The sequence below is a fragment of the Aeromonas bestiarum genome (assembly GCF_028751155.1).
GTDB lineage: Bacteria > Pseudomonadota > Gammaproteobacteria > Enterobacterales > Aeromonadaceae > Aeromonas > Aeromonas bestiarum.
Map to the genome: position 1 here is coordinate 4,510,013 of NZ_CP064746.1, position 21,194 is coordinate 4,531,206.

Here is a 21,194-nt window from a genome sequence, read left to right on the forward strand (position 1 = left end):
CACTTGATTTGCATCAATCGTCCCGCCCCTGCGACTGGGTAGCCTAGCCTCAGAATGATGTTTTATTACTCCAAACTAGAGGCAATCATGAGCAAAGTCAGGCTGGCCGTCATAGGGAACGGCATGGTGGGGCACCGCTTCATCGAAGAGTTGATCGAGCGGTCCGATCCGGACCGGTTCGAGATCACCGTCTTCGGTGCAGAACCGCGTCCCGCCTACGATCGTGTCCATCTCTCCTCCTACTTTTCCCACCACACCAGCGAAGATCTCTCCCTCGTCAAACCCGGTTTCTACGAGAAGCACGGCATCCGCCTGCTGCTCGGCGAAGCGGTGAAAAAAATCGACAGGGCGGCCCGCGAAGTGCATTCCAACAAGGGCACTGTGGTCGGCTACGACAAGCTGGTGCTGGCCACCGGCTCCTACCCCTGGGTGCCGCCCATTGCGGGCAGTCAGCACCACGAATGCTTCGTCTATCGCACCATAGAGGATCTGAAAGCCATCCGCAGCGCCGCCAAGAGCGGCAAGAGTGGTGTTGTCATTGGGGGCGGCCTGCTTGGCCTCGAAGCGGCCGGCGCCCTCAAGGCGCTCGGTCTCGAGACCCATGTGGTGGAGTTTGCTCCGGTATTGATGGCGGAACAGCTCGACGGTCAGGGTGGCCAGCTGCTGCGTCGCAAGATCGAATCCATGGGGGTGCAGGTTCACACCAGCAAGAGCACCAGCGAGATCCTGATGCACGGCGGTCGTGACGCCCAGCATCGCCTCGCCTTCGCCGACGGCAGCCAGCTTGAAGTGGACGTGGTGGTCTTCTCCACCGGCATACGCCCGCAGGATACACTCGGCCGTTACTGTGAACTGGCCATCGCCGAGCGCGGCGGCGTGCTGATCGACGATCACTGCCTCACCTCCGACCCCGACATCTATGCCATCGGCGAGTGCGCCGCCTGGCAGGGCCGCTTCTTCGGCCTGGTGGCGCCCGGCTACAAGATGGCCCAGATCACGGTCGACCACCTGCTCGGCGGTGACAGCCGCTTCGAAGGGGCGGACATGAGTGCCAAGCTCAAGCTGCTCGGCGTCTCCGTCGGCTCCATCGGCGATGCCCATGGCCGCACGCCCGGCAGCCACAGCTATGTGTTCCAGGACGATCAGGCCGGCGTCTACAAGCGTATCGTGGTGAGCGAAGACAACAGCCGCCTGCTCGGTGCCGTGCTGGTTGGCGATGTGGATGACTACGGCAACCTGCTGCAGCTGATGCTCAACGCCATGCCGCTGCCCGCCCACCCGGACACCCTGATCCTGCCCGCCTATGCCGGTGCCAAGCCGACCCTGGGGGTGGATGCCCTGCCGTCCACCGCCCAGATCTGCTCCTGCTTCGACGTCTCCAAGGGCGACATAGCCAATGCGGTCGCCGAAGGTCACACCACCCTGGCCGCCATCAAGCAGCACACCAAGGCCGGTACCGGCTGTGGCGGCTGCGTGCCCCTCATCAGCCAGGTGCTCAACGCCGAACTGGTGAAGCAGGGCATAGAGGTCAACAACCACCTCTGCGCCCACTTCCCCCACTCTCGCCAGGAGCTGTTCCACCTGGTCAAGGTGGAAGGGATCAAGAGCTTCGACGAGCTGCTGGCCAAACATGGTCACGGCTATGGCTGCGAGGTGTGCAAGCCCACGGTCGGCTCCATCCTCGCCTCCTGCTGGAACGGCTATGTGCTGAGCCCGCTCAATACCCAGCTGCAGGACACCAACGACATCTTCCTCGGCAACATGCAGAAGGACGGCAGCTACTCCGTCATCCCGCGCATGGCCGGTGGTGAGGTGACCCCGGAAGGCTTGCTGGCGGTGGCCGAAGTGGCCCGCGACTACAAGCTCTACACCAAGATCACCGGTGCCCAGCGCATCGGCCTGTTTGGTGCCCAGAAGGACGATCTGCCCGCCATCTGGCGCAAATTGCTGGCCGCCGGCTTCGAAACCGGTCAGGCCTACGCCAAGGCGCTGCGCATGGCCAAGACCTGTGTCGGCAGCACCTGGTGCCGCTTCGGTGTGCAGGACAGCGTCGGCCTCGGGGTCTTCCTCGAGAACCGCTACAAGGGCATTCGCACCCCCCACAAGATGAAGTTCGGTGTCTCCGGCTGTACCCGCGAATGTGCGGAAGCCCAAGGCAAGGACGTCGGCATCATAGCCACGGACGCGGGCTGGAACCTCTATGTGGGCGGCAACGGCGGCATGAAACCGCGCCACGCCGACCTGCTGGCTTCTGACCTCGACCGCGAGACCCTCATCAAGCTGATCGACCGCTTTATGATGTTCTACGTCACCAGCGCCGACAAACTGCAGCGCACCTCGGTCTGGCTCGGCAACCTGGAGGGCGGGGTCGACTACCTGCGCGAGGTGATAGTCGACGACAAGCTGGGACTGAATGCCACCCTGGAACGCGACATCCAGGTGCTGATCGACAGCTACGAGTGCGAGTGGTCCCGCACCCTGAATGAAGAGGAGCAGCTCAAGCGCTTCAGCCACTTCATCAACAGCGGCAAACGTGACCCGGACGTGCAGTTCGTCACCGAACGCGACCAGCACAGACCGGCCACCCCGGCCGAGCGCATTCCCGTCTATCAGATCGAAGTGGAGGCAAAGTGATGAAATTAGCCTGTCAACTCAATGAGATTTTTCCGGGCACCGGCGTCTGCGCCCTGATCGAGGGTCGCCAGATCGCGCTGTTCCGCCCGAGCGAAGCGGCCGAGGTGTTCGCCATCGACAACCGGGACCCCTTCTTCGCCGCCAACGTGTTGTCGCGGGGCATCATCTGCGAACACGAGGGCGAGCTCTGGGTCGCCAGCCCGCTCAAGAAGCAACACTTCCGTCTGAGCGACGGCCACTGCCTCGAAAATGCAGCCATGTCCGTGCAAAGCTATGCAGTCGAAGTGCGCGACCAGCAGGTCTGGGTCGCCGTCTAACACCATGAATATCAGGGCTGCCCGCGGGCGGCCCCTCTAAAGAGAATCAACATGTATACCGACAGCATCAACAAGTGCGCCGCCAACGCGGCCCGCATCAACCGCTTCGAGCGCAGCGACAAGCTCGGCTTCTGGCTCAGCTCCGCCATGGCGGGGGCCTATGTAGGCCTCGGCATCATCCTCATCTTCACCCTGGGCAACCTGGTGGATGCCAGCGTGCGTCCGCTGGTGATGGGAGCCACCTTCGGCATCGCCCTGACCCTGGTGATCATCGCCGGCTCAGAGCTGTTCACCGGCCACACCATGTTCCTCACCTTCGGGGTGAAGGCGGGCAAGATCTCCATGGGGGATCTGCTGCGCATCCTGCCCCAGACCTGGGCCGGCAACCTGCTCGGCTCCATCGCGGTGGCGCTAATCTACTCCTACGGCGGCAGCCTGCTGCCGGACGCGGGCAGCCTGGCCCACAAGGTGGCGCTGGCCAAGACCCAGGCGCCGGCCCTGACCCTGTTCATGAAGGGCGTACTGTGTAACTGGCTGGTCTGCCTCGCCATCTGGATGGCGCTGCGCACCGAGGGCGCGGCCAAGTTCATCGCCATCTGGTGGTGTCTGCTGGCCTTCATCGCCTCCGGCTACGAGCACTCGGTCGCCAACATGACCCTGTTCGCCCTCTCCTGGTTTGGTGCTCACTCAGACGCCTACACCCTGGGCGGCATAGGCCACAACCTGCTGTGGGTGACCCTCGGCAATACCGTCTCCGGCGCCCTCTTCATGGGTCTGGGCTACTGGTATGCCACCCCCAAGGCGGAGCGCCCGGTTGCCGTGACCGAGAACACCGTCAGCCAGACCCAAACAGCCTGATCCGGAGGTCCCATGGACTACTTGCCCATCTTCTGTCGACTCGATAACAAACCCGTGCTGCTGGTCGGCGGCGGCGAAGTGGCGGAGCGCAAGGTGCGCCTGCTGCTGGACGCCGGTGCCCACCTGACGGTGGTGTCTCCCGAGCTCGCCCCCGAGCTGGCGGCCCTTGCCGATGCCGGGACTATCGATTGGCTGGCCGGCGAGTTCGAGCCGGCGCAGCTGGCGGGCAAGTGGCTGGTGGTGGCCGCCACCGACAGGCGCGATGTCAATGCGCTGGTGTACCAGAGCGCGAACCAGGCGGGCATCTTCGCCAACGTGGTGGATGACCCCAAGCGCTCCAGCTTCATCATGCCGTCGATCATCGACAGATCGCCGCTGATGGTGGCCATCTCCTCCGGCGGCAAGGCGCCGGTGCTGGCCCGCCTGCTGCGCGAGAAGCTGGAGGCGCTATTACCCCAGCATCTTGGCGCCGTGGCGGCCTTCGCCGGTGGCCTGCGGGATAGGGTCAAGGCTCGCTTCGCCACCATGGGGGAGCGCCGCCAATTCTGGGAGCGCCTGCTCGGCACCGACCGCCTCGGTCAGGCGCTGGCCCGAGGGGATCAGGCCTCGGCTAATCAGCTGGCCGACGCTCTGTTTGCCGAGGAGGGGGCCAGCCAGGGTGAAGTGATCCTGGTGGGCGCAGGCCCGGGCGATCCCGGTCTGCTCACCCTGCACGCCCTGCGCCAGATGCAGCAGGCGGACGTGGTGGTCCATGACCGTCTGGTCTCCGACGAGGTGATGGCCTTGGTCAGACGGGATGCCAAACGCATCTTCGTCGGCAAGCAGGCGGGCAACCACTGCGTGCCCCAGGAGGGCATCAACCAACTCTTGCTGGAGGAAGCCAGCAAGGGGCTGCGGGTAGTGCGGCTGAAGGGGGGCGACCCCTTCATCTTCGGCCGTGGCGGCGAGGAGCTGGAGACCCTGGTCGGCAGCGGTATCGGCTTTCAGGTGGTGCCGGGGATCACGGCGGCGAGCGGCTGCGCCGCCTACGCCGGCATCCCGCTCACCCACCGGGATCATGCCCAGAGCGTGCGCTTCGTCACCGCCCACGGCAAGGGCGGCACCCAGGATCTGGACTGGCCCCTGCTGGCCCGGGACAAGCAGACCCTGGTGTTCTATATGGGACTCTCAAGCTGCGCCACCATCCGTGAGCAGCTGATGGCCCACGGCAAGGGCGGCGCCACTCCGGTGGCGCTGATCGAGCGCGGCACCCAACCTAGCCAGCGGGTCATCCGCGGCACGCTCGACCAGCTGCCTGAGCTGGCCGTCGGGGTAGAGAGTCCGGCTCTCATCATGGTGGGATCCGTGGTCACCCTGGCCGACCAGCTCGCCTGGTTCGGTCAGACTGGTGCCCCCTCGCAGGCCGCCGCACTGGCCTGAGCCAGCCGTCAGCCTCGCCATTGAGACCGTCACCACCATGGTGGCGGTTTTTTTATCCGCACTTACCGCATTCATGGTCATAACCTCTTGTTTTGAGTCTGGTATCCTATGGGGAAGGTCATCCGGCCAACCGAATTCAGGAATTCTGTTTCATGTCTCTCCCCGTCAAGAACAGCGCCAAGCAGCGTGAACAAGACAGATCGCGCATTCTCACCCTGCTGCTGGCCGATGATGCCCTCACCGACAGCCTGCTGGATCCGCAGACGGTACAGGATGCCGAGCTGCGAGATCAGACCAGCGAGCTGACGCGGCTGGTCAACAGCCTGCCGGCCGCCGACATCGCCGATGCGCTGGAATCCCTGCCGCCGGATGAGCGCCACGTGCTCTGGCAGCAGGTAGACCCGGAGAAACATGGCCAGGTGCTGGTTGAGGCCTCGGAGACTGTGTGGGACAGCCTGATCAGCGGCATGAGCGACAAGGCGCTGCTGCACGCCCTGCGTACCCTGGACATAGACGATCAGATCTATCTGGGCCAATACCTGCCCCGCAACCTGATGGGCCGACTGCTCACCTCCATGGCGCCCCCCCAGCGCGACCAGGTAAGGGAGGTGATCCGCTACGGCAAGCACACGGTCGGCGCCATGATGGACTTCGAGCTCATCACGGTGCGCGCCGAGGTAAGCCTGGCGACCGTGCAGCGCTACCTGCGCCTGCGCGGCAAGATCCCCGTCAACACCGACAAGCTGTTCGTCATCGACAGGCGCAACCGGCTGCAGGGGGAGCTGCCGCTCACCACTGTGCTGCTGCACAAGCCGGCGACCCTGGTCGGCGAGGTGATGGAGCGGGATCCTGTCACCTTCGATCCGGAGGACAACGATGAAGCCGCCGCCCGTACTTTCGAGCGGGACGACCTGGTCTCCGCCGCCGTCATCGACGGCCGCGGCAAGCTGATGGGCCGCCTCACAGTCGCCGAGGTGGTGGATCTGGTGTATGAGGAGAGCGACACGGATCTGCGCCGCATGGGGGGGATCAGCGAAGATGAAGACGTATTCGCGCCTGTCAACAAGGCGGTCAAGACCCGCTGGGCCTGGCTCGCCATCAACCTCTGTACCGCCTTCGTGGCCTCCCGGGTCATAGGCCTGTTCGAGCACACCATATCGCAACTGGTGGCGCTGGCGGCCCTGATGCCAATCGTCGCGGGGATCGGCGGCAACACGGGCAACCAGACCATCACCATGATAGTGCGGGCGCTGGCGCTGCAGCACATACAGGCGGGCAACGTCTCCTTCCTGCTGTGGCGCGAGCTGGGGGTGGCACTGATCAACGGTCTGGTGTGGGGCGGTACCATGGGGCTGGCCACCTATGCCCTCTATCAGGATGCGGCGCTGGGCGCCGTGATGACGCTGGCCATGATGATCAACCTGCTGGTCGCCGCCCTGATGGGGGTCATCATCCCCATGACGATGTCGCGTCTCGGCCGGGATCCGGCGATCGGTGCCAGCGTGATGATCACCGCCATCACGGACACCGGCGGCTTCTTCATCTTCCTCGGGCTGGCGACCCTGTTCCTCATCTAGTAGGGGCGAGTCGTCTCGATGAAAAAGGGAGCCTGCACGGCTCCCTTTTTGCTGTTCCAGGGGTCTGGCCGCTAGACCCGGTACTTGGCCACCGCCTGGTTGAGCAACTTGGCCTGCTCGGTCAGGCCCTGGCTGGACTTGGCATTCTCCTCCGCCATCAGGCTCGACTCCTGGGCTATGTCGCGGATGTTGTTGACGTTGCGGTTCACCTCGTTGGCCACCAGGCTCTGCTGCTCGATGGCCGCGGCTATCTGGGTGCTCATGTCCATGATGTGGGTGACATCCTGGGTGATCTGACCCAGCAGCTCGCCCGCCGTGCTGGCCTGCTCCGAGCTGCTGTTGCCCTGCTCGCGACAGGTCGCCATCATGCCCACTATGCTGCCGGTCTGCTTCTGCAGCGAGCTGATGATGCCGGCTATCTCCTGGGTCGACTTCTGGGTACGGATGGCGAGGCTGCGCACCTCGTCCGCCACCACCGCAAAACCTCGGCCCTGATCCCCAGCCCGCGCCGCCTCGATGGCCGCATTGAGCGCCAGCAGGTTGGTCTGCTCGGCAATGCCGCGGATCACGTCCAGCACGGAGCCTATGGTCTCGCTCTCTTTCTGCAACTGGGCCACCTCCTGAGAGGAGCTCTCCAGATTGCCGGCCAGCGAGCGGATCTGGCGAACCGTGTTCTCGACCGCGGTGCGTCCCTCCATCGCCTTGTTGTTGGTGGCCTGGGCATTGTTGGCGGCCTGCTCTGTGTTGCGGGCTATCTCCTCTATGGTGGAGCCCATCTCGGTGGAGGCCGTCGCCACCATGTCGGTTTCCTGCAACTGGCGTGACGCCCCCTCGCTGGTGCGCCTGACGTTGCTGGAGAGATGATCCGCCGCCTCGGTCAGGGTGTGCACGCTCTGCTTCACATCGCCGATCAGATGGCGAAAGCCCCCCAGCATCACGTCCAGATTGCCTGCCAGCTGGGCCATCTCGTCGGCTCCTTGCAGCTCTATCTTGAGGCGCAGGTCGTTGTCCTGGCGGATGCGGTTGACTGTGTCGTTCACCCGCGAGATGGGCCTGTCTATGCTGCGGCCCAGCAAGATGCTCATGATGCCGATCAGCACTATGATGACGCCGCCGCAGACCAGCATCAGGCTGTTGAGGCGCGAGGTCTGCCGCACCAGTTCGTCGGCTATGTGCTGACCGAGGGCGGTGAAGCCCTGCTCGGTCTGATGCACTAAGTCCCGCATCTGGTTGCGCAGCCCCTCATCCTCTTTCAGCCCCAGCACTTGCATGCCCTCCACCAGGGCGACGAAGTCCTGCCGATACTGCAGGCTGGCCTGTTCCAGCTTGCCGCGATCCGCCTCCGGCAGCCTCGCCAGGCTCTCCTGGAAGCTCTTGTGCAAGGTCTGGAAACGCTCCAGATACTGGATATCGGAGCGCAGCATGAAGTCTTTCTCCGCCCGCCTCAGCTGCAGCATTGTGATGATCAACCCCTGCTGATCCAGCTGCTTGAGCCCCTCCTCGACCTGATGCACAGCCGCCCTCAGACGGCCGTAGAGACCATCTTCCGGCCCCAGCCCTATGGTCTGCTGCTGCGCCACCAGATCGTTGAAGGCCTTGCCATAGGCCCCCATCTGCTGATCCAGCCGGGCCAGCTCGCCGTTCACGGCCCTCAGGTTGTCATCGGCACTCAGGGTCTGGTCCAGCTTGTGAAAATCGGCAAGCCCCTGGTTGAAGCGATCGACGAAGGCCAGATCCTTGCGGATCAGGAAATCCTTCTCGGCCCGCCGCAGGTTCAGCATGGCAATCTCGAGCGCATCCACGTTGCGCTGAGCCTCGGTCAGGTGGCGACTCACCTGGCTGGAGTAGAGAAACAAACCGCTCAGCACCAGCATGGCAATGGCCACCAGCACTGTGTTCAGGATCAACTTATGACGGATCAGCACGATGGACCTCTCACGAACAGGGAATGAACTGCATTGAGCTTATGCAGAAAACGCCATCCCTGTTGTTGTTCAAGGAATATTCATTGAAATGCCAGTCCCACTCCTTATACTGGATCCCACCTGTTTCCAGCCGTGGATTTGACACTATGGAATACAACACTTCAGAACTGTGCGACATCTATCAGGACATGGTGGATGTGCTCGAACCCATGCTCTGCTCCTTCGGCGGCCGCGCCTCTTTCGGCGGCGTCATCACCACAGTCAAATGCTTCGAATCGAATGGTCTGATCCGTGAACTGGTCAAGGAGAACGGCGTCGGCCGCGTGCTGCTGATCGATGGCGGTGGCTCCATGCGCCGTGCCCTGATCGACAGCGAGATCGCCACTACAGCAGCCGAGAACGAGTGGGAAGGCATCGTCTGCTACGGCTGCGTGCGCGAAGTCGACATCCTGGAAGATCTGGATATCGGCATTCAGGCACTGGCCGCCATTCCGGTGGGCGCCGACAGCAAGGACGTGGGGGAGACGGATCTGCCGGTCAACTTCGGTGGCGTCACCTTCCTGCCGGATGATCATCTCTACGCAGACACCACAGGGGTAATCCTCTCCCCTGAGGCGCTCGATATCGAGTAAGCCGCAACCTGAGTTGTGACGATGGGAGCCTTGGCTCCCATTTTTTATGGCTGCAACTTGCTGAAAAAAAAGCAAAAAAAGAGGGCCAGAAGAACTGGCCCTATAACTGGAAGCAATGTGAGCAATGTCGTGCCTTCACAAGAAGTCCATCACGTTGGAACGAATGAAGTCTTTCCCGGAAAACAAGTTAACAATAATCATTCTCATTTAACTAAGCAACTCTTATTTGCCAAACGTGCAAAAAAATTGACCACCGCTGGGGTGGTCAATTGCATCAGGCCTGGCGCGTCGCCGTTTGCAGACCGGCCAATCCGGCCTCACCCACCAGCTTGCGGCTGAGATAACGCAGCAAGACGCCGTAGAGCGGCACAAACAAACCAAGGCTTATCAGCAACTTGAATACATAGTCCACGGTTGCGATCTCGACCCAGTGTTCGGCCATGAAGGGATCCGTGCTGCGCCAGAAGGCGATGCTGAAGAAGGCGATGGTATCCACCAGGTTGCCAAACAGGGTCGAGGCGGCTGGCGCCACCCACCAGGCCCTGAGCAGCCGCAGCCGGTTGAATACCACCACGTCCATGAACTGGCCCACCAGATAGGCCATGAAACTGGCCAGCGCGATACGCGCCACGAACAGATTGAACTCCGCCAGATTGCCCATGCCCTGATAACTGCCCTCGAAGAACAGCACGGAGAGCGCATAGGAAACGGCCAGTGCAGGCAGCATCACGGTCTGGATGATCTTGCGCGCCAGACCGGCACCAAAGATCCGCACCGTCAGATCGGTGGCCAGGAAGATGAACGGGAAGCTGAAGGCACCCCAGGTAGTGTGGAAGCCGAAGATGGTGATCGGCAGCTGCACCAGGTAGTTGCTGCTGGCGATGATCAGGATGTGGAACAACGAGAGGCGCACCAGCGCCGTCTGGTGCTGAGCAGGGGTCAAATGCATATTGTGACCTTTTTGGTTAATGGGGTTAGGGAACCCATACCGCCACCATTGGCGATAATTGAGGGGCGGGATTATACGCCCCCCAACTGATAGTTCAATCTTTATGCTGTTGATTCGACCAGCGGCCATTGTCATCGAAGGGCAAGGTCATGCGCCCCCAAGCAGCCCGTTCAGCCTCTATGCTGGCGACCGAGCCAGAGCAAGACCTCGCGATCGACCGGCTGTACCGCCGTCAGCCAGCAACCGCTATGGTGTTCATACTCCAGCCTGAGCTGGCTGCCTTCAAATTCCAGCAACCAGCCGTGGCGATCGGCGCCCCACTCCCTGTCGAGCAGCCTGAGCTCCCACTCCTGCAGCAAGGCCTCGGCCAGCGCCGGGAAGGTATCCCAGCAGAGCCCGGGGCAATCCAGCATCAGCACGGCCGACTCAATGTCTGTCCGCATTACACGCCAATTCATCTCTCATCCCTCAACTGCTGCAAGAAAGCTCGCCACCGCAATACCACTGGGGAACCGGTGTCGCCAGGTCGTCATACTCGGGTTGTTCGTCATAGGGGTGCTGCAAGGCCGCAAACAACCGCTCGAACGGAGTCATATCCCCCGCCTCGGCGGCATCTATCGCCTGCTGGGCCAGGGCATTGCGCAGCACATACTTGGGATTGACGGCGTCCATCTGCCGCTTGCGGGCGGCATCCTCGCTTCCCTCCCGCACCAGTCGCGCCCGATAGAGAGCAAGCCACTGCTGCCAGAGCCCAGGATCCGGCAGCAGTGCCAACAGGGAGGCGGGCAAATCCCCCTGCTGAGTAACCTCACCCAGCCGGCGCAGGAAGAGGTGATAGTCCACTCCCTGGCTCGCCAGCAGCCGGAACAGCTCGCGGAACAGCGTCGGATCGTCGTCTTCCCACACCGCCAGCCCGAGCCTGGCGCGCATCAGTTCGGAGTAGTGCAGCATCAGCTGATGTTCATACTGGGCCAGCGCGGCGGCCAGGGCCTCGCCGTCCACATGGTCCGCCAGCGCCTGCGCCAGCTTCTGCAGGTTCCAGTAACCCACCGCCGGCTGCTGATCCAGCGCGTAGCGGCCACCCGGATCCGAGTGATTGCAGACAAAGTCCGGCACATAGGCATCGATGAAACCGTAGGGACCGTAATCCAGGGTCAGCCCGAGCAGCGACATGTTGTCGGTGTTCATCACGCCATGGCAGAAACCGGCGGCCTGCCACTTGGCGATGAGCCGCGCGGTGCGCCGCACCACCTCGGCAAACAGTTCGGCCCCGTTGTTCAGCTCGGGGAAGTGGTGACGCAGCAGATAGTCGATGAGCAGCGGTATCTTCTCTCCCTGCCCGCTCCAGGCGAAATATTCGATATGACCGAAACGCAGGTGGCTCGGGGCTGTGCGCAGCACTGTCGCCCCGCGTTCTTCCTGTTCCCGGTAGACAGGCTCCTGGCTGCCAACCAGCACCAGCGCCCGGGTGGTGGGAATGCCGAGGGCATGCAGCGCCTCGGAGGCGAGATACTCGCGGATGCTGGAGCGCAGCACGGCACGGCCGTCACCGAAGCGGGAGAAGGGGGTCTTGCCCGCCCCTTTCAGATGCAGATCCCAGCCCTGACCATCCGGTGCCAGCTGCTCCCCCAGCAGCAGCGCACGGCCATCGCCGAGCCGCGGGCTGTAACCACCGAACTGATGACCCGCATAGACCTGGGCCACCGGCTGCATGCCGGGCAGCGGCTGGCCCAGACCACAGCAGGCAAGCCAGTCTGTTGCGCCGACATCGCCCAGTCCCAGCTCGTTCAGCAGGCCGTGGTTGAGGTGCAGCAAGCTGGGCTCGCGCAGCGGCTGGGGGGCCACGGGCTCACAGGCCCAGGGCAGTTCGGTGGCGAAAGTGTTGATCAGCTTCATGGTAGTGCGATTCGTCCCTGCGTATGCTCGTGTCACTCTTTATACCGCCGTCGGCCGAGTTCGGCTAACAGGTGATCGCGCTATTTCATTTCAAGGAGAAGAAGATGCAAAGATGGTTGGGCGCTCTGCCCCTGCTGATGTTGTTGTGGGGACAGGCCCAGGCGGCCGATATCGAGGCGGGCAAGGCCAAGGCGGCGGTCTGCTCCGCCTGCCATGGGGTCGAGGGCAAGGCACTGCTCCCCAACTATCCCCATCTGGCCGGCCAGAATGCCGCCTATCTGGTGAAGCAGTTGAAAGCCTTCAAGGAGGGCAGTCGCAAGGAACCCCTGATGCTGCCCTTCATGGCGCCGCTCACCGAGGCCGACATGGAGAACCTGGCGGCCTATTACGCCAGCTTGAAATAACCTCTCGGCGCCCGGCGGACGGGCGCCCCACTCCTGACGTGCCCTCATCCAGGAGTGCACCTGCTGCGGTCGATTAGGCTTCGCTAATCGACCCTAGCGACGGCAGTAGTCGATGATAAGGTCCATAAAGGCTTCACCGAAGCGCTCCAGCTTGCGATGCCCGACGCCATTGACCGCCAGCATCTCCGCCTCGGTCATCGGCATCAGTTGCGCCATCTCCACCAGGGTCGCGTCGTTGAACACCACGTAGGGTGGCACCTCTTCATCCTCGGCAATCTGTTTGCGCAGGCCGCGCAGCTCCTTGAACAGCCGCTTGTCGTAGTTGGCGTTGTCCAGCAGGCCGTTGCGCTTCTCCTTGCGACTGGAGATGGGCTGCAGCCGTGGCACCGCCAGTTCCAGCTTCATCTCGCCACGCAGCACGGGGCGGGACGCCTCGGTCAGCTGCAGCACCAGATTGCGGGTGATGTTCTGGGTCAGCAGCCCCTTGTGGATCAGCTGGCGGATCACGCTCATCCAGTACTCGTGGCTCTGATCCTTGCCGATGCCGTAGGTCGACAGCTTGTCGTGGCCATGATCCTTGATGCGCTGGTTCAGCGACCCGCGCAGCACCTCCACCACGTAACCCACCCCGAAGTTCTGACCCACCCGCCAGACGCAGGAGAGCGCCTTCTGGGCATCCTCGGTGCCGTCGTAGCTCTTGGGCGGATCCAGACAGATGTCGCAGTTGCCACACGGCTTGTCGTTGTATTCACCGAAGTAGTTGAGCAGCACCTGGCGACGGCAGGTCTGCGCCTCGGCAAAGGCGGCCATCACGTTGAGCTTGTACTGCTCAACCTGCAACTGCTGGGGGTTTTCTATGTTGTCGAGCAGGCGGCGCACCCGGCCTATGTCGGCGGGATCGTACAGCAGCAGCGCCTCGGCCGGGGTGCCATCGCGGCCGGCCCGGCCCGTCTCCTGATAGTAGGACTCGATGTTCTTGGGGATGTCGTAGTGCACCACGAAGCGTACGTTCGGCTTGTCGATCCCCATGCCGAACGCCACGGTCGCCACCACTATCTCTATGTCATCCTTGAGGAAGGCATCCTGGGTCTGCTGGCGCTGGGCCAGAGGCAGACCGGCGTGGTAGGGCGCGGCCTTGCTGCCGTGACGGGAGAGACGCTCGGCCACCTCCTCCACCCGATTGCGACTGGAGCAGTAGACGATGCCGCAGTTGCCCTTCTGGCTCTGCACATAGCGCAGCAACTGCTCCGCCGCCTTGAACTTCTCCACCAGGCTGTAGCGGATATTGGGCCTGTCGAAGCTGGCGGTATGGATGAAGGGATCATTGAGCTCCAACCGGTGCAGCATATCGCTGCGGGTCGCCTCGTCGGCGGTGGCGGTGAGCGCCACCACGGGCACCTGGGGGAACCACTGCTTGAGCCGTCCGAGCGCCGCGTATTCCGGCCGGAAATCGTGACCCCACTGGGAGACGCAGTGGGCCTCGTCGATGGCAAACAGGCCGAGCGGCAGCTCTGCCAGCCGATCCATGAACTCGTGCTGCAACAAGCGCTCGGGGGAGACGTAGAGCAGCTTGATCTCGCCGCGACGCATGGCGGCAAAGTTCTGGATCATCTCCTCCCGGCTCAGGGCCGAGTTGATGTAGATGGCCGCCACACCGTTGGCGCGCAGGCTGTCGACCTGATCCTTCATCAGCGAGATAAGCGGGGAGACCACCACGCCCAGCCCGGGTCGCAGCAGCGCCGGGATCTGGAAGCAGAGTGATTTGCCGCCACCTGTGGGCTTGAGCACCATGGCATCGCGTCCCGCCACTATCTGCTCGATGATCTCCAGCTGGCCCGGCCGAAATTGCTGGTAGCCGAATACCGCCTGCAGCAAGGCAAGTGGTGTATCGGGCAAGGTTTCGGCAATGACGGTCATGGGCTCTCCTTTGGGGTCGCCATTCTAAAGCAGCCGCCGCTCACAATAAACCTGCCATTGCGACTGTTAAGGAAGTGTTGCAGACTGGCTGGAGTTTTTACTCGGCTTTGATGACAGGGATCGGTATCAGAGAATGAAACACATGCTGAAGAAGATGGCGCTCAGTGGCATTGCCAACCTGTTCGCCGAGCGGATGCCGTTCAACAAGCTGATTGGCATGCAGGTGACCCACTACGACTTCGAGAAGGTGGAGTTGCGCATCAAGATGGATGACAAGCTGATCGGCAACCCCTTCCACAACATCTTGCACGGCGGCGTCACCGCCAGCCTGCTGGATGTGGCCGGCGGCATGATAGTCGCCGCCTCCTGCATCGACGAGCTGGAAGACTTCTCCCCCAACTACCTCAAGGAGCGCTTCTCCCGCCTCGGCACCATAGATCTGCGGGTGGACTACCTGCGCCCGGGCCGCGGCAACGAGTTCATCGCCACCGCCCACATCATCCGCGCCGGCAGCAAGGTTGCCGTCGCCCGGATGGAGCTGCACAACGAAGAGGGCACCCACATCGCCTTCGGTACCGGCACCTATCTGGTGGGCTGACTCACCCATTGCATAAAAACCACGCTGCTAATCTGATTTTAATCATTAGAATCCTTACCCCCTCTGCCGCCCGCGGGTCCATACTGAAATTCGGGATTGTGTGCAGAGGGAGGATTGCAGGCGATGAGTGCGAAACTGGCCACCAAACCATCCAGAGCCTTGTTGACACAGCTCGAGTCCATGCTCGACGAGGTGCAGACACCCGAGTGTCGCCACTGGCTGGAACAGGAGCTTGAGGGATACTCTCTCTGTTCGCCCCTGCCCTGGTATCGCATCGTAGCCTGTCGGCAACGCGGTCACTTCTTGGATCTGAAGACGGGAAAATATTTGACCTGTCATATCAACAGTCAAACGCTAAGCCAACGCGATCTGGCCCAGATTCAGTTCATCTATGCCCGTGAACCCGCCGCCCATTATCTACTGCAACGCAATTCCGGTATTGAACCCTGGCCAGAGCAGCTGCTGGAAGATTATCAGGAGCAGTTGATCCCCGGCCATTTATGCCTGCAAGCCTGGCATGAGCCCGTGTCTTCATTACGTTCACAACTGATGGAGGGAATCGAACATTTCATTAGTGAGTACCCCAAGCACGCGGCCTTGCAACCTCAACACAGCTTCAAGGCATTGCGGCATCAGCACTGGCATATCTGAGTAAGCGCCTGGCGCGCAAGGAGGGCACCATAGACAAGACCCATAGCGAGATTGCCACAATCTAGAGTGCCGGAGTCAGGATCAGACTCCACCCTGGGCCACCGAGCGGTGGCCCTTTTAATGTCTGCGCACCACGACGGCAGCCGGATAGATGAGCAAGAAAGCCGCAGCGGCATAGATATGCCACCACCAGCAACCAGCAACCAGCAACCAGCAACCAGCAACCAGCAACCAGCAACCAGCAGGATATTCCGTACCGGGATCGGCAAAATCCAGATGCGAAAAGGCCGCTCATTGAGCGGCCTTTTCTAAAATGGTCGGTGTGAGAGGATTCGAACCTCCGACCCCTTCGTCCCGAACGAAGTGCGCTACCAAGCTGCGCTACACACCGATGTCTGCGGGGCGAGAATTTACCTAATGCCCCGACATGACACAAGCCTTTTTTGTGTTTTAAGGGAAAAAAATGACCGTTCGTTCAACTATTCAGCGCTTTGGCTCCGGGTTCACAGAAAGGGCGCAGGGACGTGACATTTTTCCAACCCATCCTAGGGAAGCTGAAATTCGGCCGGCCCCAGCAAGCGGCGACGCCAGTCGGCTACCACCCCATGTTCCAGCCAGTTGGCCGCATGCTGGCGCCAATTGGGAGAGAGCGCCGGATTCTCCAGCAGCAACAGCAGATCCGTTTCGTCCCGTAGTTGGTTGAACAGGATATCGGCGGTGCGTTTCACCGTCAGGGCGGGATAGGGCCTGTCGACCAGCGCCATCGTCTCCTGCGGTGCGACCCTCCCCTCCTCCAGCACCCGTAACAGCCAGCCACAACGGCCATTGAGCTGCATCACCTGTGACATCTGGCCATAACCGAAACGCTGGTTGAGTTTGAAACATGGGGATCTCGGCTGGCTTATCTGGATCAACGCCTCACCGAGTCGATAGACATCGCCGATACAGGCCTCAACCTCGGTCAGCCCGAGACCGGACAGGTTCTCGCCAAAGGCGGCGGGTTGCCAGGGCGTGCGAGGTGCGGCAAGGCCCAGCGCCGTTTGCCAGTTGTGCCACCAGGGGTAGTGATCGGCGGGATAGTAGTGCAGTGAGCGATCCGGGCCGCCATGATGGCGCAGGTCGCTCTGTTCATCTCCCTCCAGGCCAGAAAAACTGCACCACAGGGGATTGCTTGCCACATGCTTGTCGATGGCACTGACGAGCGCGGGAGCCAGTTCGGCATTCATCTCGGCGCTCTGGCCGATAAAAAGGGAGATCCGCATTCCATTCTCCTGGCGGATGAGAGAATGCGGATCTTAGGGGCTGTTGACGCTGCGGCGCAAGCCGTGTTGCGGCGTCAACAGCCCTGGGGTCAGGCGACGGCCTGCATCTGGGTGGTCATGGCGATCTCGGCACGACGACGTTTCTCTGCCTTGGCCATCAGATACCAGCTGCCAAAGGTGAACAGTGACACCGACAGCAGGATCAGGCTGGCCACCGCGTTGATCTCGGGTTTCACGCCGAGCCGCACCGCCGAGAAGACTTCCATCGGCAAGGTAGTGGCACCCGGGCCAGAGACAAAGCTCGCCAGCACCAGATCATCCAGCGACAGGGCGAACGACATCATGCCGCCCGCCGCCAGCGAGGGGGCTATCATGGGGATGGTGATCAGGAAGAACACCTTCCAGGGTTTGGCCCCCAGATCCATGGCCGCCTCCTCGATGGAGAGATCCAGCTCCCGCAGGCGCGCCGACACCACGATCGCCACATAGGCGGTACAGAAGGTGGTGTGGGCGATCCAGATGGTCACCATGCCCCGCTCGGCAGGCCAACCCACCAGCTGGGCCATGGCCACAAACAGCAGCAGCAGCGACAGACCCGTGATCACCTCGGGCATCACCAGGGGTGCCGTCACCAGTCCACCGAACAGGGTGCGGCCACGGAAGTGCGGGATCCGGGTCAGCACGAAGGCCGCCACAGTCCCCAGCGCCACGGCGGCAACCGCCGTGTAGAGCGCAATCTCCAGCGAGCGCAGCACAGAGCCTATCAGCTGCTTGTTGTCGAGCAGGCCGAAATACCACTTGAGCGACCAGCCACCCCATACAGTCACCAGCTTGGAGGCGTTGAAGGAGTAGATCACCATGATGACCATGGGCAAGTAGATAAACAGCAGCCCCAGCCACAACATCAGCTTGGCAAAACCGAAACGCTTCATACCTTGCCCTCCAATTCCTTCGCCTGGTTGCGGTTGAACAGGATAATCGGGACTATCAGCACCGCCAGCATCACCACCGCCAGGGCAGACGCCACCGGCCAGTCGCGGTTGTTGAAGAACTCCTGCCACAGTACCTTGCCGATCATCAGGGTCTCGGGGCCGCCAAGCAGTTCCGGGATCACGAACTCGCCCACCACGGGAATAAACACCAGCATACAGCCGGCTATGATGCCGTTCTTGGAGAGCGGCACAGTGATCCGCCAGAAGCGGGTCAGGTTGCGGGCACCGAGATCGGAGGCCGCCTCCAGCAGACTCTGGTCATGCTTGACCAGGTTGGCGTAGAGCGGCAGCACCATGAACGGCAGGTAGGAGTAAACTATGCCGATATAGACCGCCAGATTGGTGTTGAGTATGGTCAGCGGCTCGTCAATCAGGCCAATGCCCATCAGCAGGCTGTTGAGCAGGCCGTTGTTGCTGAGGATCCCCATCCAGGCGTAAACCCGGATCAAAATCGCGGTCCAGGTTGGCATCATGATGAGCAGCAGCAGAACGGTCTGGGTCTCCTTGTTGGCCCGCGCGATGGAGTAGGCCATGGGATAGCCGATCAGCAGACAGAGAATGGTGCTGATGAAGGCCATCTTGAGGGAGCCCAGATAGGCCGCTATGTAGAGCTCATCCTCCTGCAGCAGCAGGTAGTTGCCCATGTTGAGCAAGATGGTGAGCTGATTGTCGGCCCAGCTCACCACGTCCGTGTAGGGCGGGATGGCCACGTCCGCTTCGGCGAAGCTGATCTTCACCACTATGATGAAGGGCAGCAGGAAGAAGAGGAACAGCCAGAAGAAGGGCACGCCGATCACCAGCTGGCGCCCGCCCAGTCGCTTCAGTCGTCTCAATGCCTTCATGATTGCAACACCACGCCGCTGTCATCTTCCCAATAGAGGAACACCTGGTCATCCCAGGTCGGCCGCTTGCCGTGGCGTTCGGCGTTGGCGATGAAGGCCTGCACGATTTTGCCCGAAGGCAGCTGGATATGATAAACCGAGTGACCGCCCAGATAGGCGATGTCATAGACCTCACCCTTGGTCCAGTTGAAATCGGGGTGCTCGATCTCGGTCGGTTTCTGGGTGCTCATCAAGAGTTTTTCCGGCCGCAGGGCGTAGGTGACCTTCTTGTTCTCGGCGCGGGAGCTGATGCCGTGGCCCACGTAGATGGGCTGCTCCAGATCGGCGCAGGCGATGGTGGCGTGGTCCTGTTCATCCTCCACCAGCAGGCCGTCAAACAGGTTGACGTTGCCGATGAACTCGCACACCAGCCGGCTGGCCGGGGTCTCGTAGATGTCCATGGGGCTGCCGATCTGCTCGATACAGCCCAGGTGCATGATGGCAATCCGCTCGGCCATGGTCATGGCCTCTTCCTGATCGTGGGTCACCATGACACAGGTCACGCCGACCCGCTCTATGATCTCCACCAGCTCGAGCTGCATCCTGGAACGCAGCTTCTTGTCCAGCGCCCCCATGGGTTCGTCCAGCAGCAACAGCTTGGGACGCTTGGCCAGCGAGCGGGCCAGTGCCACCCGCTGGCGCTGGCCACCGGAGAGCTGGTGCGGTTTGCGGCGCGCATACTGGGTCATCTGCACCAGCTTGAGCATCTCCTCGACCTGCGCATCGATCTCGGCCTTGGGCAGGCCATCCTGCTTGAGGCCGAAGGCAATGTTCTGCGCCACCGTCATGTGGGGGAACAGGGCGTAGGACTGGAACATCATGTTGATGGGACGTTCATAGGGCGGCATGTCGGTGATGTCGACGCCATCAAGGAACAGGCGTCCCTCGGTGGGACGCTCGAATCCCGCCAGCATCCGCAGCAGAGTCGACTTGCCGGAACCCGAGCCCCCCAGCAGGGCGAAGATTTCACCCTTGTGGATGTTGAGTGACACGTTGTCGACCGCCAGCGTTTCATCGAACTGCTTGCTTACCCTGTCAATCTTCACCAGCACTTCTTTGCGCTGCTGGTTGCCCTCGAGGGCTTTCTTGTAGGCACTGGAGGCTATCGCCATTACCAAACTCCCAAACGTGATACCGGCCTGGGCCGATCCATAAAACAGTCTGGCGCCCCAGGACGGGCGCCAAGGTTAGGTTCCGGACTTGATCTTGGTCCAACTCCGGGTGATCAGACGCTGCACCGCACGGGGATGTGCCTGCTGCACATACAGCCGTTCCAGCACCGCCTGGGGTGGATAGACGGACTCATCATCACGCACGTTCTCGTCCATGTACTCTCCCGCCTTGGCATTGGGATTCGCATAGCCCACATGGTTGCTGACCTTGGCGATCACTTCGGGCTGGAGTACGTAGTTGATCAGGGCGTGCGCCTCTTTCACATTGGTGGCATCCGCCGGGATCGCCATCATGTCGAACCAGAGGTTGCCCCCCTCTTTCGGGATGTTGTAGGCAATCTTGATCCCCTTGCCCGCCTCGTCGGCACGGGCCGCCGCCTGCAGGATGTCGCCGGAAAAACCGGCCGCCACGCAGATATCGCCATTGGCCAGATCGCCTATGTACTTTGAGGAGTGGAAGTAGGCCACATAGGGTCGCACCTTGAGCAACTGGCTCTCGGCACGCTTGAGATCGGCCGGATCCTGGCTGTTGGGGTCGAGCCCCAGGTAGTTGAGCGCCGCCGGGATCATCTCGTCGGCCGAGTCGAGGAAGGCGACGCCACAACGGGCCAGCTTCTGCATGTTTTCCGGTTCGAAGATCATGGCCCAGGAGTCAATCTTGTCGACTCCCAGCACGGCCTTGACCTTGTCGACGTTGTAGCCGATGCCGTTGGTGCCCCACAGGTAGGGCACGGCGTACTGGTGACCCGGATCCACCTTGTCGAGCTGCTTGAGCAGCACGGGATCCAGATTGGTCAAATTGGGCAGCAGGGCAGGATCCAGCTTCTGGAACGCGCCGGCCTTGATCTGCTTGGCCAGGAAATTGTTGGAAGGCACCACCAGATCGTAACCGGTGCGTCCGGTCAGCAGCTTGCCTTCCAGGGTCTCATTGGAATCAAACACATCGTAGACGGTCTGGATCCCGGTTGCCTGCTGGAAGTCACTTAGGGTGGTCTCGCCGATATAATCGGACCAATTGTAAAAATGAACCACAGGGGCTGCCTGGGCCATGTTTGCCAACCCCAGCGCCAGGGCCATAGTCACTATCTTGGTTGTGTGCACGTATCTCAG

At 61.8% G+C, this 21,194-nt stretch carries 19 protein-coding genes and 1 tRNA gene; 9 read left to right on the forward strand and 11 right to left on the reverse strand.

Annotated elements, in window-relative coordinates:
* Positions 1-87 precede the first annotated feature (87 nt).
* From nirB to mgtE, 5 genes are all read left to right on the forward strand, one after another.
* Positions 88-2,634 (forward strand): nitrite reductase large subunit NirB, encoded by a 2,547-nt coding sequence (gene nirB / locus IU367_RS20910; RefSeq protein ID WP_274452987.1) that lies wholly within the window; start codon positions 88-90, stop codon positions 2,632-2,634.
* Positions 2,634-2,951 carry a nitrite reductase small subunit NirD gene (gene nirD, locus IU367_RS20915; RefSeq protein WP_274452988.1) on the forward strand — a complete coding sequence of 106 codons (318 nt, stop codon included), beginning with the start codon at positions 2,634-2,636 and terminating at the stop codon, positions 2,949-2,951. The genes nirB and nirD overlap by 1 nt, the downstream gene beginning before the upstream one ends.
* A 51-nt stretch (positions 2,952-3,002) precedes the next feature.
* Positions 3,003-3,809, forward strand: a complete 807-nt coding sequence (nirC, locus tag IU367_RS20920; RefSeq protein ID WP_274452989.1) for a nitrite transporter NirC — start codon at positions 3,003-3,005, stop codon at positions 3,807-3,809.
* 12 nt (positions 3,810-3,821) lie between these two features.
* The gene (gene cysG, locus IU367_RS20925; RefSeq protein ID WP_274452990.1) at positions 3,822-5,228 is read left to right on the forward strand and encodes a siroheme synthase CysG; all 1,407 of its coding nucleotides are present in this window, start codon (positions 3,822-3,824) and stop codon (positions 5,226-5,228) included.
* Positions 5,229-5,380: 152 nt separating this feature from the next.
* A complete protein-coding gene (gene mgtE / locus IU367_RS20930; RefSeq protein WP_021138458.1) occupies positions 5,381-6,805 on the forward strand; it encodes a magnesium transporter in 1,425 nt (474 codons plus the stop codon).
* A 71-nt stretch (positions 6,806-6,876) separates the two neighbouring features.
* On the opposite strand, the gene IU367_RS20935 is transcribed toward mgtE, so the two are convergent.
* The gene (locus tag IU367_RS20935; protein WP_274452991.1) at positions 6,877-8,730 is read right to left on the reverse strand and encodes a methyl-accepting chemotaxis protein; all 1,854 of its coding nucleotides are present in this window, start codon (positions 8,728-8,730) and stop codon (positions 6,877-6,879) included.
* A 146-nt stretch (positions 8,731-8,876) separates the two neighbouring features.
* Between IU367_RS20935 and rraA the strand changes: the two genes are divergently transcribed.
* On the forward strand, positions 8,877-9,362 hold the full coding sequence (gene rraA, locus IU367_RS20940; RefSeq protein ID WP_021138460.1) for a ribonuclease E activity regulator RraA: 486 nt from the start codon (positions 8,877-8,879) through the stop codon (positions 9,360-9,362).
* A 274-nt stretch (positions 9,363-9,636) separates the two neighbouring features.
* Here the strand turns inward: rraA and IU367_RS20945 are convergent, their stop codons facing one another.
* From IU367_RS20945 to IU367_RS20955, 3 genes are all read right to left on the reverse strand, one after another.
* Positions 9,637-10,311 (reverse strand): 7-cyano-7-deazaguanine/7-aminomethyl-7-deazaguanine transporter, encoded by a 675-nt coding sequence (locus IU367_RS20945; protein ID WP_241326183.1) that lies wholly within the window; start codon positions 10,309-10,311, stop codon positions 9,637-9,639.
* A 170-nt stretch (positions 10,312-10,481) separates the two neighbouring features.
* On the reverse strand, positions 10,482-10,769 hold the full coding sequence (locus tag IU367_RS20950; protein ID WP_274452992.1) for a DUF3630 family protein: 288 nt from the start codon (positions 10,767-10,769) through the stop codon (positions 10,482-10,484).
* A 10-nt stretch (positions 10,770-10,779) separates the two neighbouring features.
* Positions 10,780-12,207, reverse strand: a complete 1,428-nt coding sequence (locus IU367_RS20955) for a protein adenylyltransferase SelO (protein ID WP_274452993.1) — start codon at positions 12,205-12,207, stop codon at positions 10,780-10,782.
* Positions 12,208-12,311: 104 nt separating this feature from the next.
* Here IU367_RS20955 and IU367_RS20960 point away from each other — a divergent pair, with 104 nt between their 5' ends.
* Entirely contained in the window at positions 12,312-12,611 is a 300-nt protein-coding gene (locus IU367_RS20960; RefSeq protein WP_274452994.1) for a c-type cytochrome, read from the forward strand.
* Positions 12,612-12,704: 93 nt separating this feature from the next.
* Here the strand turns inward: IU367_RS20960 and recQ are convergent, their stop codons facing one another.
* Positions 12,705-14,528 carry an ATP-dependent DNA helicase RecQ gene (recQ, locus tag IU367_RS20965; protein WP_043142799.1) on the reverse strand — a complete coding sequence of 608 codons (1,824 nt, stop codon included), beginning with the start codon at positions 14,526-14,528 and terminating at the stop codon, positions 12,705-12,707.
* A 133-nt stretch (positions 14,529-14,661) separates the two neighbouring features.
* Here recQ and IU367_RS20970 point away from each other — a divergent pair, with 133 nt between their 5' ends.
* Both IU367_RS20970 and IU367_RS20975 read left to right on the forward strand, forming a co-directional pair.
* A complete protein-coding gene (locus IU367_RS20970; RefSeq protein WP_021138466.1) occupies positions 14,662-15,126 on the forward strand; it encodes a thioesterase family protein in 465 nt (154 codons plus the stop codon).
* 123 nt (positions 15,127-15,249) lie between these two features.
* Positions 15,250-15,777, forward strand: coding sequence for an AbiTii domain-containing protein (locus IU367_RS20975; protein ID WP_043142807.1), 528 nt, complete (start codon positions 15,250-15,252; stop codon positions 15,775-15,777).
* A gap of 314 nt (positions 15,778-16,091) precedes the next feature.
* On the opposite strand, the gene IU367_RS20980 is transcribed toward IU367_RS20975, so the two are convergent.
* The 6 genes from IU367_RS20980 to IU367_RS21005 all read right to left on the reverse strand — a co-directional run bounded on the left by IU367_RS20980 (position 16,092) and on the right by IU367_RS21005 (position 21,161).
* Positions 16,092-16,168: transfer RNA gene (locus IU367_RS20980), tRNA-Pro, on the reverse strand.
* 154 nt (positions 16,169-16,322) lie between these two features.
* Positions 16,323-17,039 carry an MOSC domain-containing protein gene (locus tag IU367_RS20985; RefSeq protein ID WP_274452995.1) on the reverse strand — a complete coding sequence of 239 codons (717 nt, stop codon included), beginning with the start codon at positions 17,037-17,039 and terminating at the stop codon, positions 16,323-16,325.
* Positions 17,040-17,128: 89 nt separating this feature from the next.
* On the reverse strand, positions 17,129-17,971 hold the full coding sequence (locus tag IU367_RS20990) for an ABC transporter permease subunit (protein ID WP_042870313.1): 843 nt from the start codon (positions 17,969-17,971) through the stop codon (positions 17,129-17,131).
* Positions 17,968-18,873, reverse strand: a complete 906-nt coding sequence (locus tag IU367_RS20995; RefSeq protein WP_042870315.1) for an ABC transporter permease subunit — start codon at positions 18,871-18,873, stop codon at positions 17,968-17,970. Before IU367_RS20995 ends, IU367_RS20990 begins: the two co-directional genes overlap by 4 nt.
* Positions 18,870-20,024, reverse strand: a complete 1,155-nt coding sequence (potA, locus tag IU367_RS21000; RefSeq protein ID WP_042870317.1) for a polyamine ABC transporter ATP-binding protein — start codon at positions 20,022-20,024, stop codon at positions 18,870-18,872. The genes IU367_RS20995 and potA overlap by 4 nt, the downstream gene beginning before the upstream one ends.
* 75 nt (positions 20,025-20,099) lie before the next feature.
* A complete protein-coding gene (locus IU367_RS21005) occupies positions 20,100-21,161 on the reverse strand; it encodes a polyamine ABC transporter substrate-binding protein (RefSeq protein WP_390882463.1) in 1,062 nt (353 codons plus the stop codon).
* Positions 21,162-21,194: the final 33 nt, after the last annotated feature.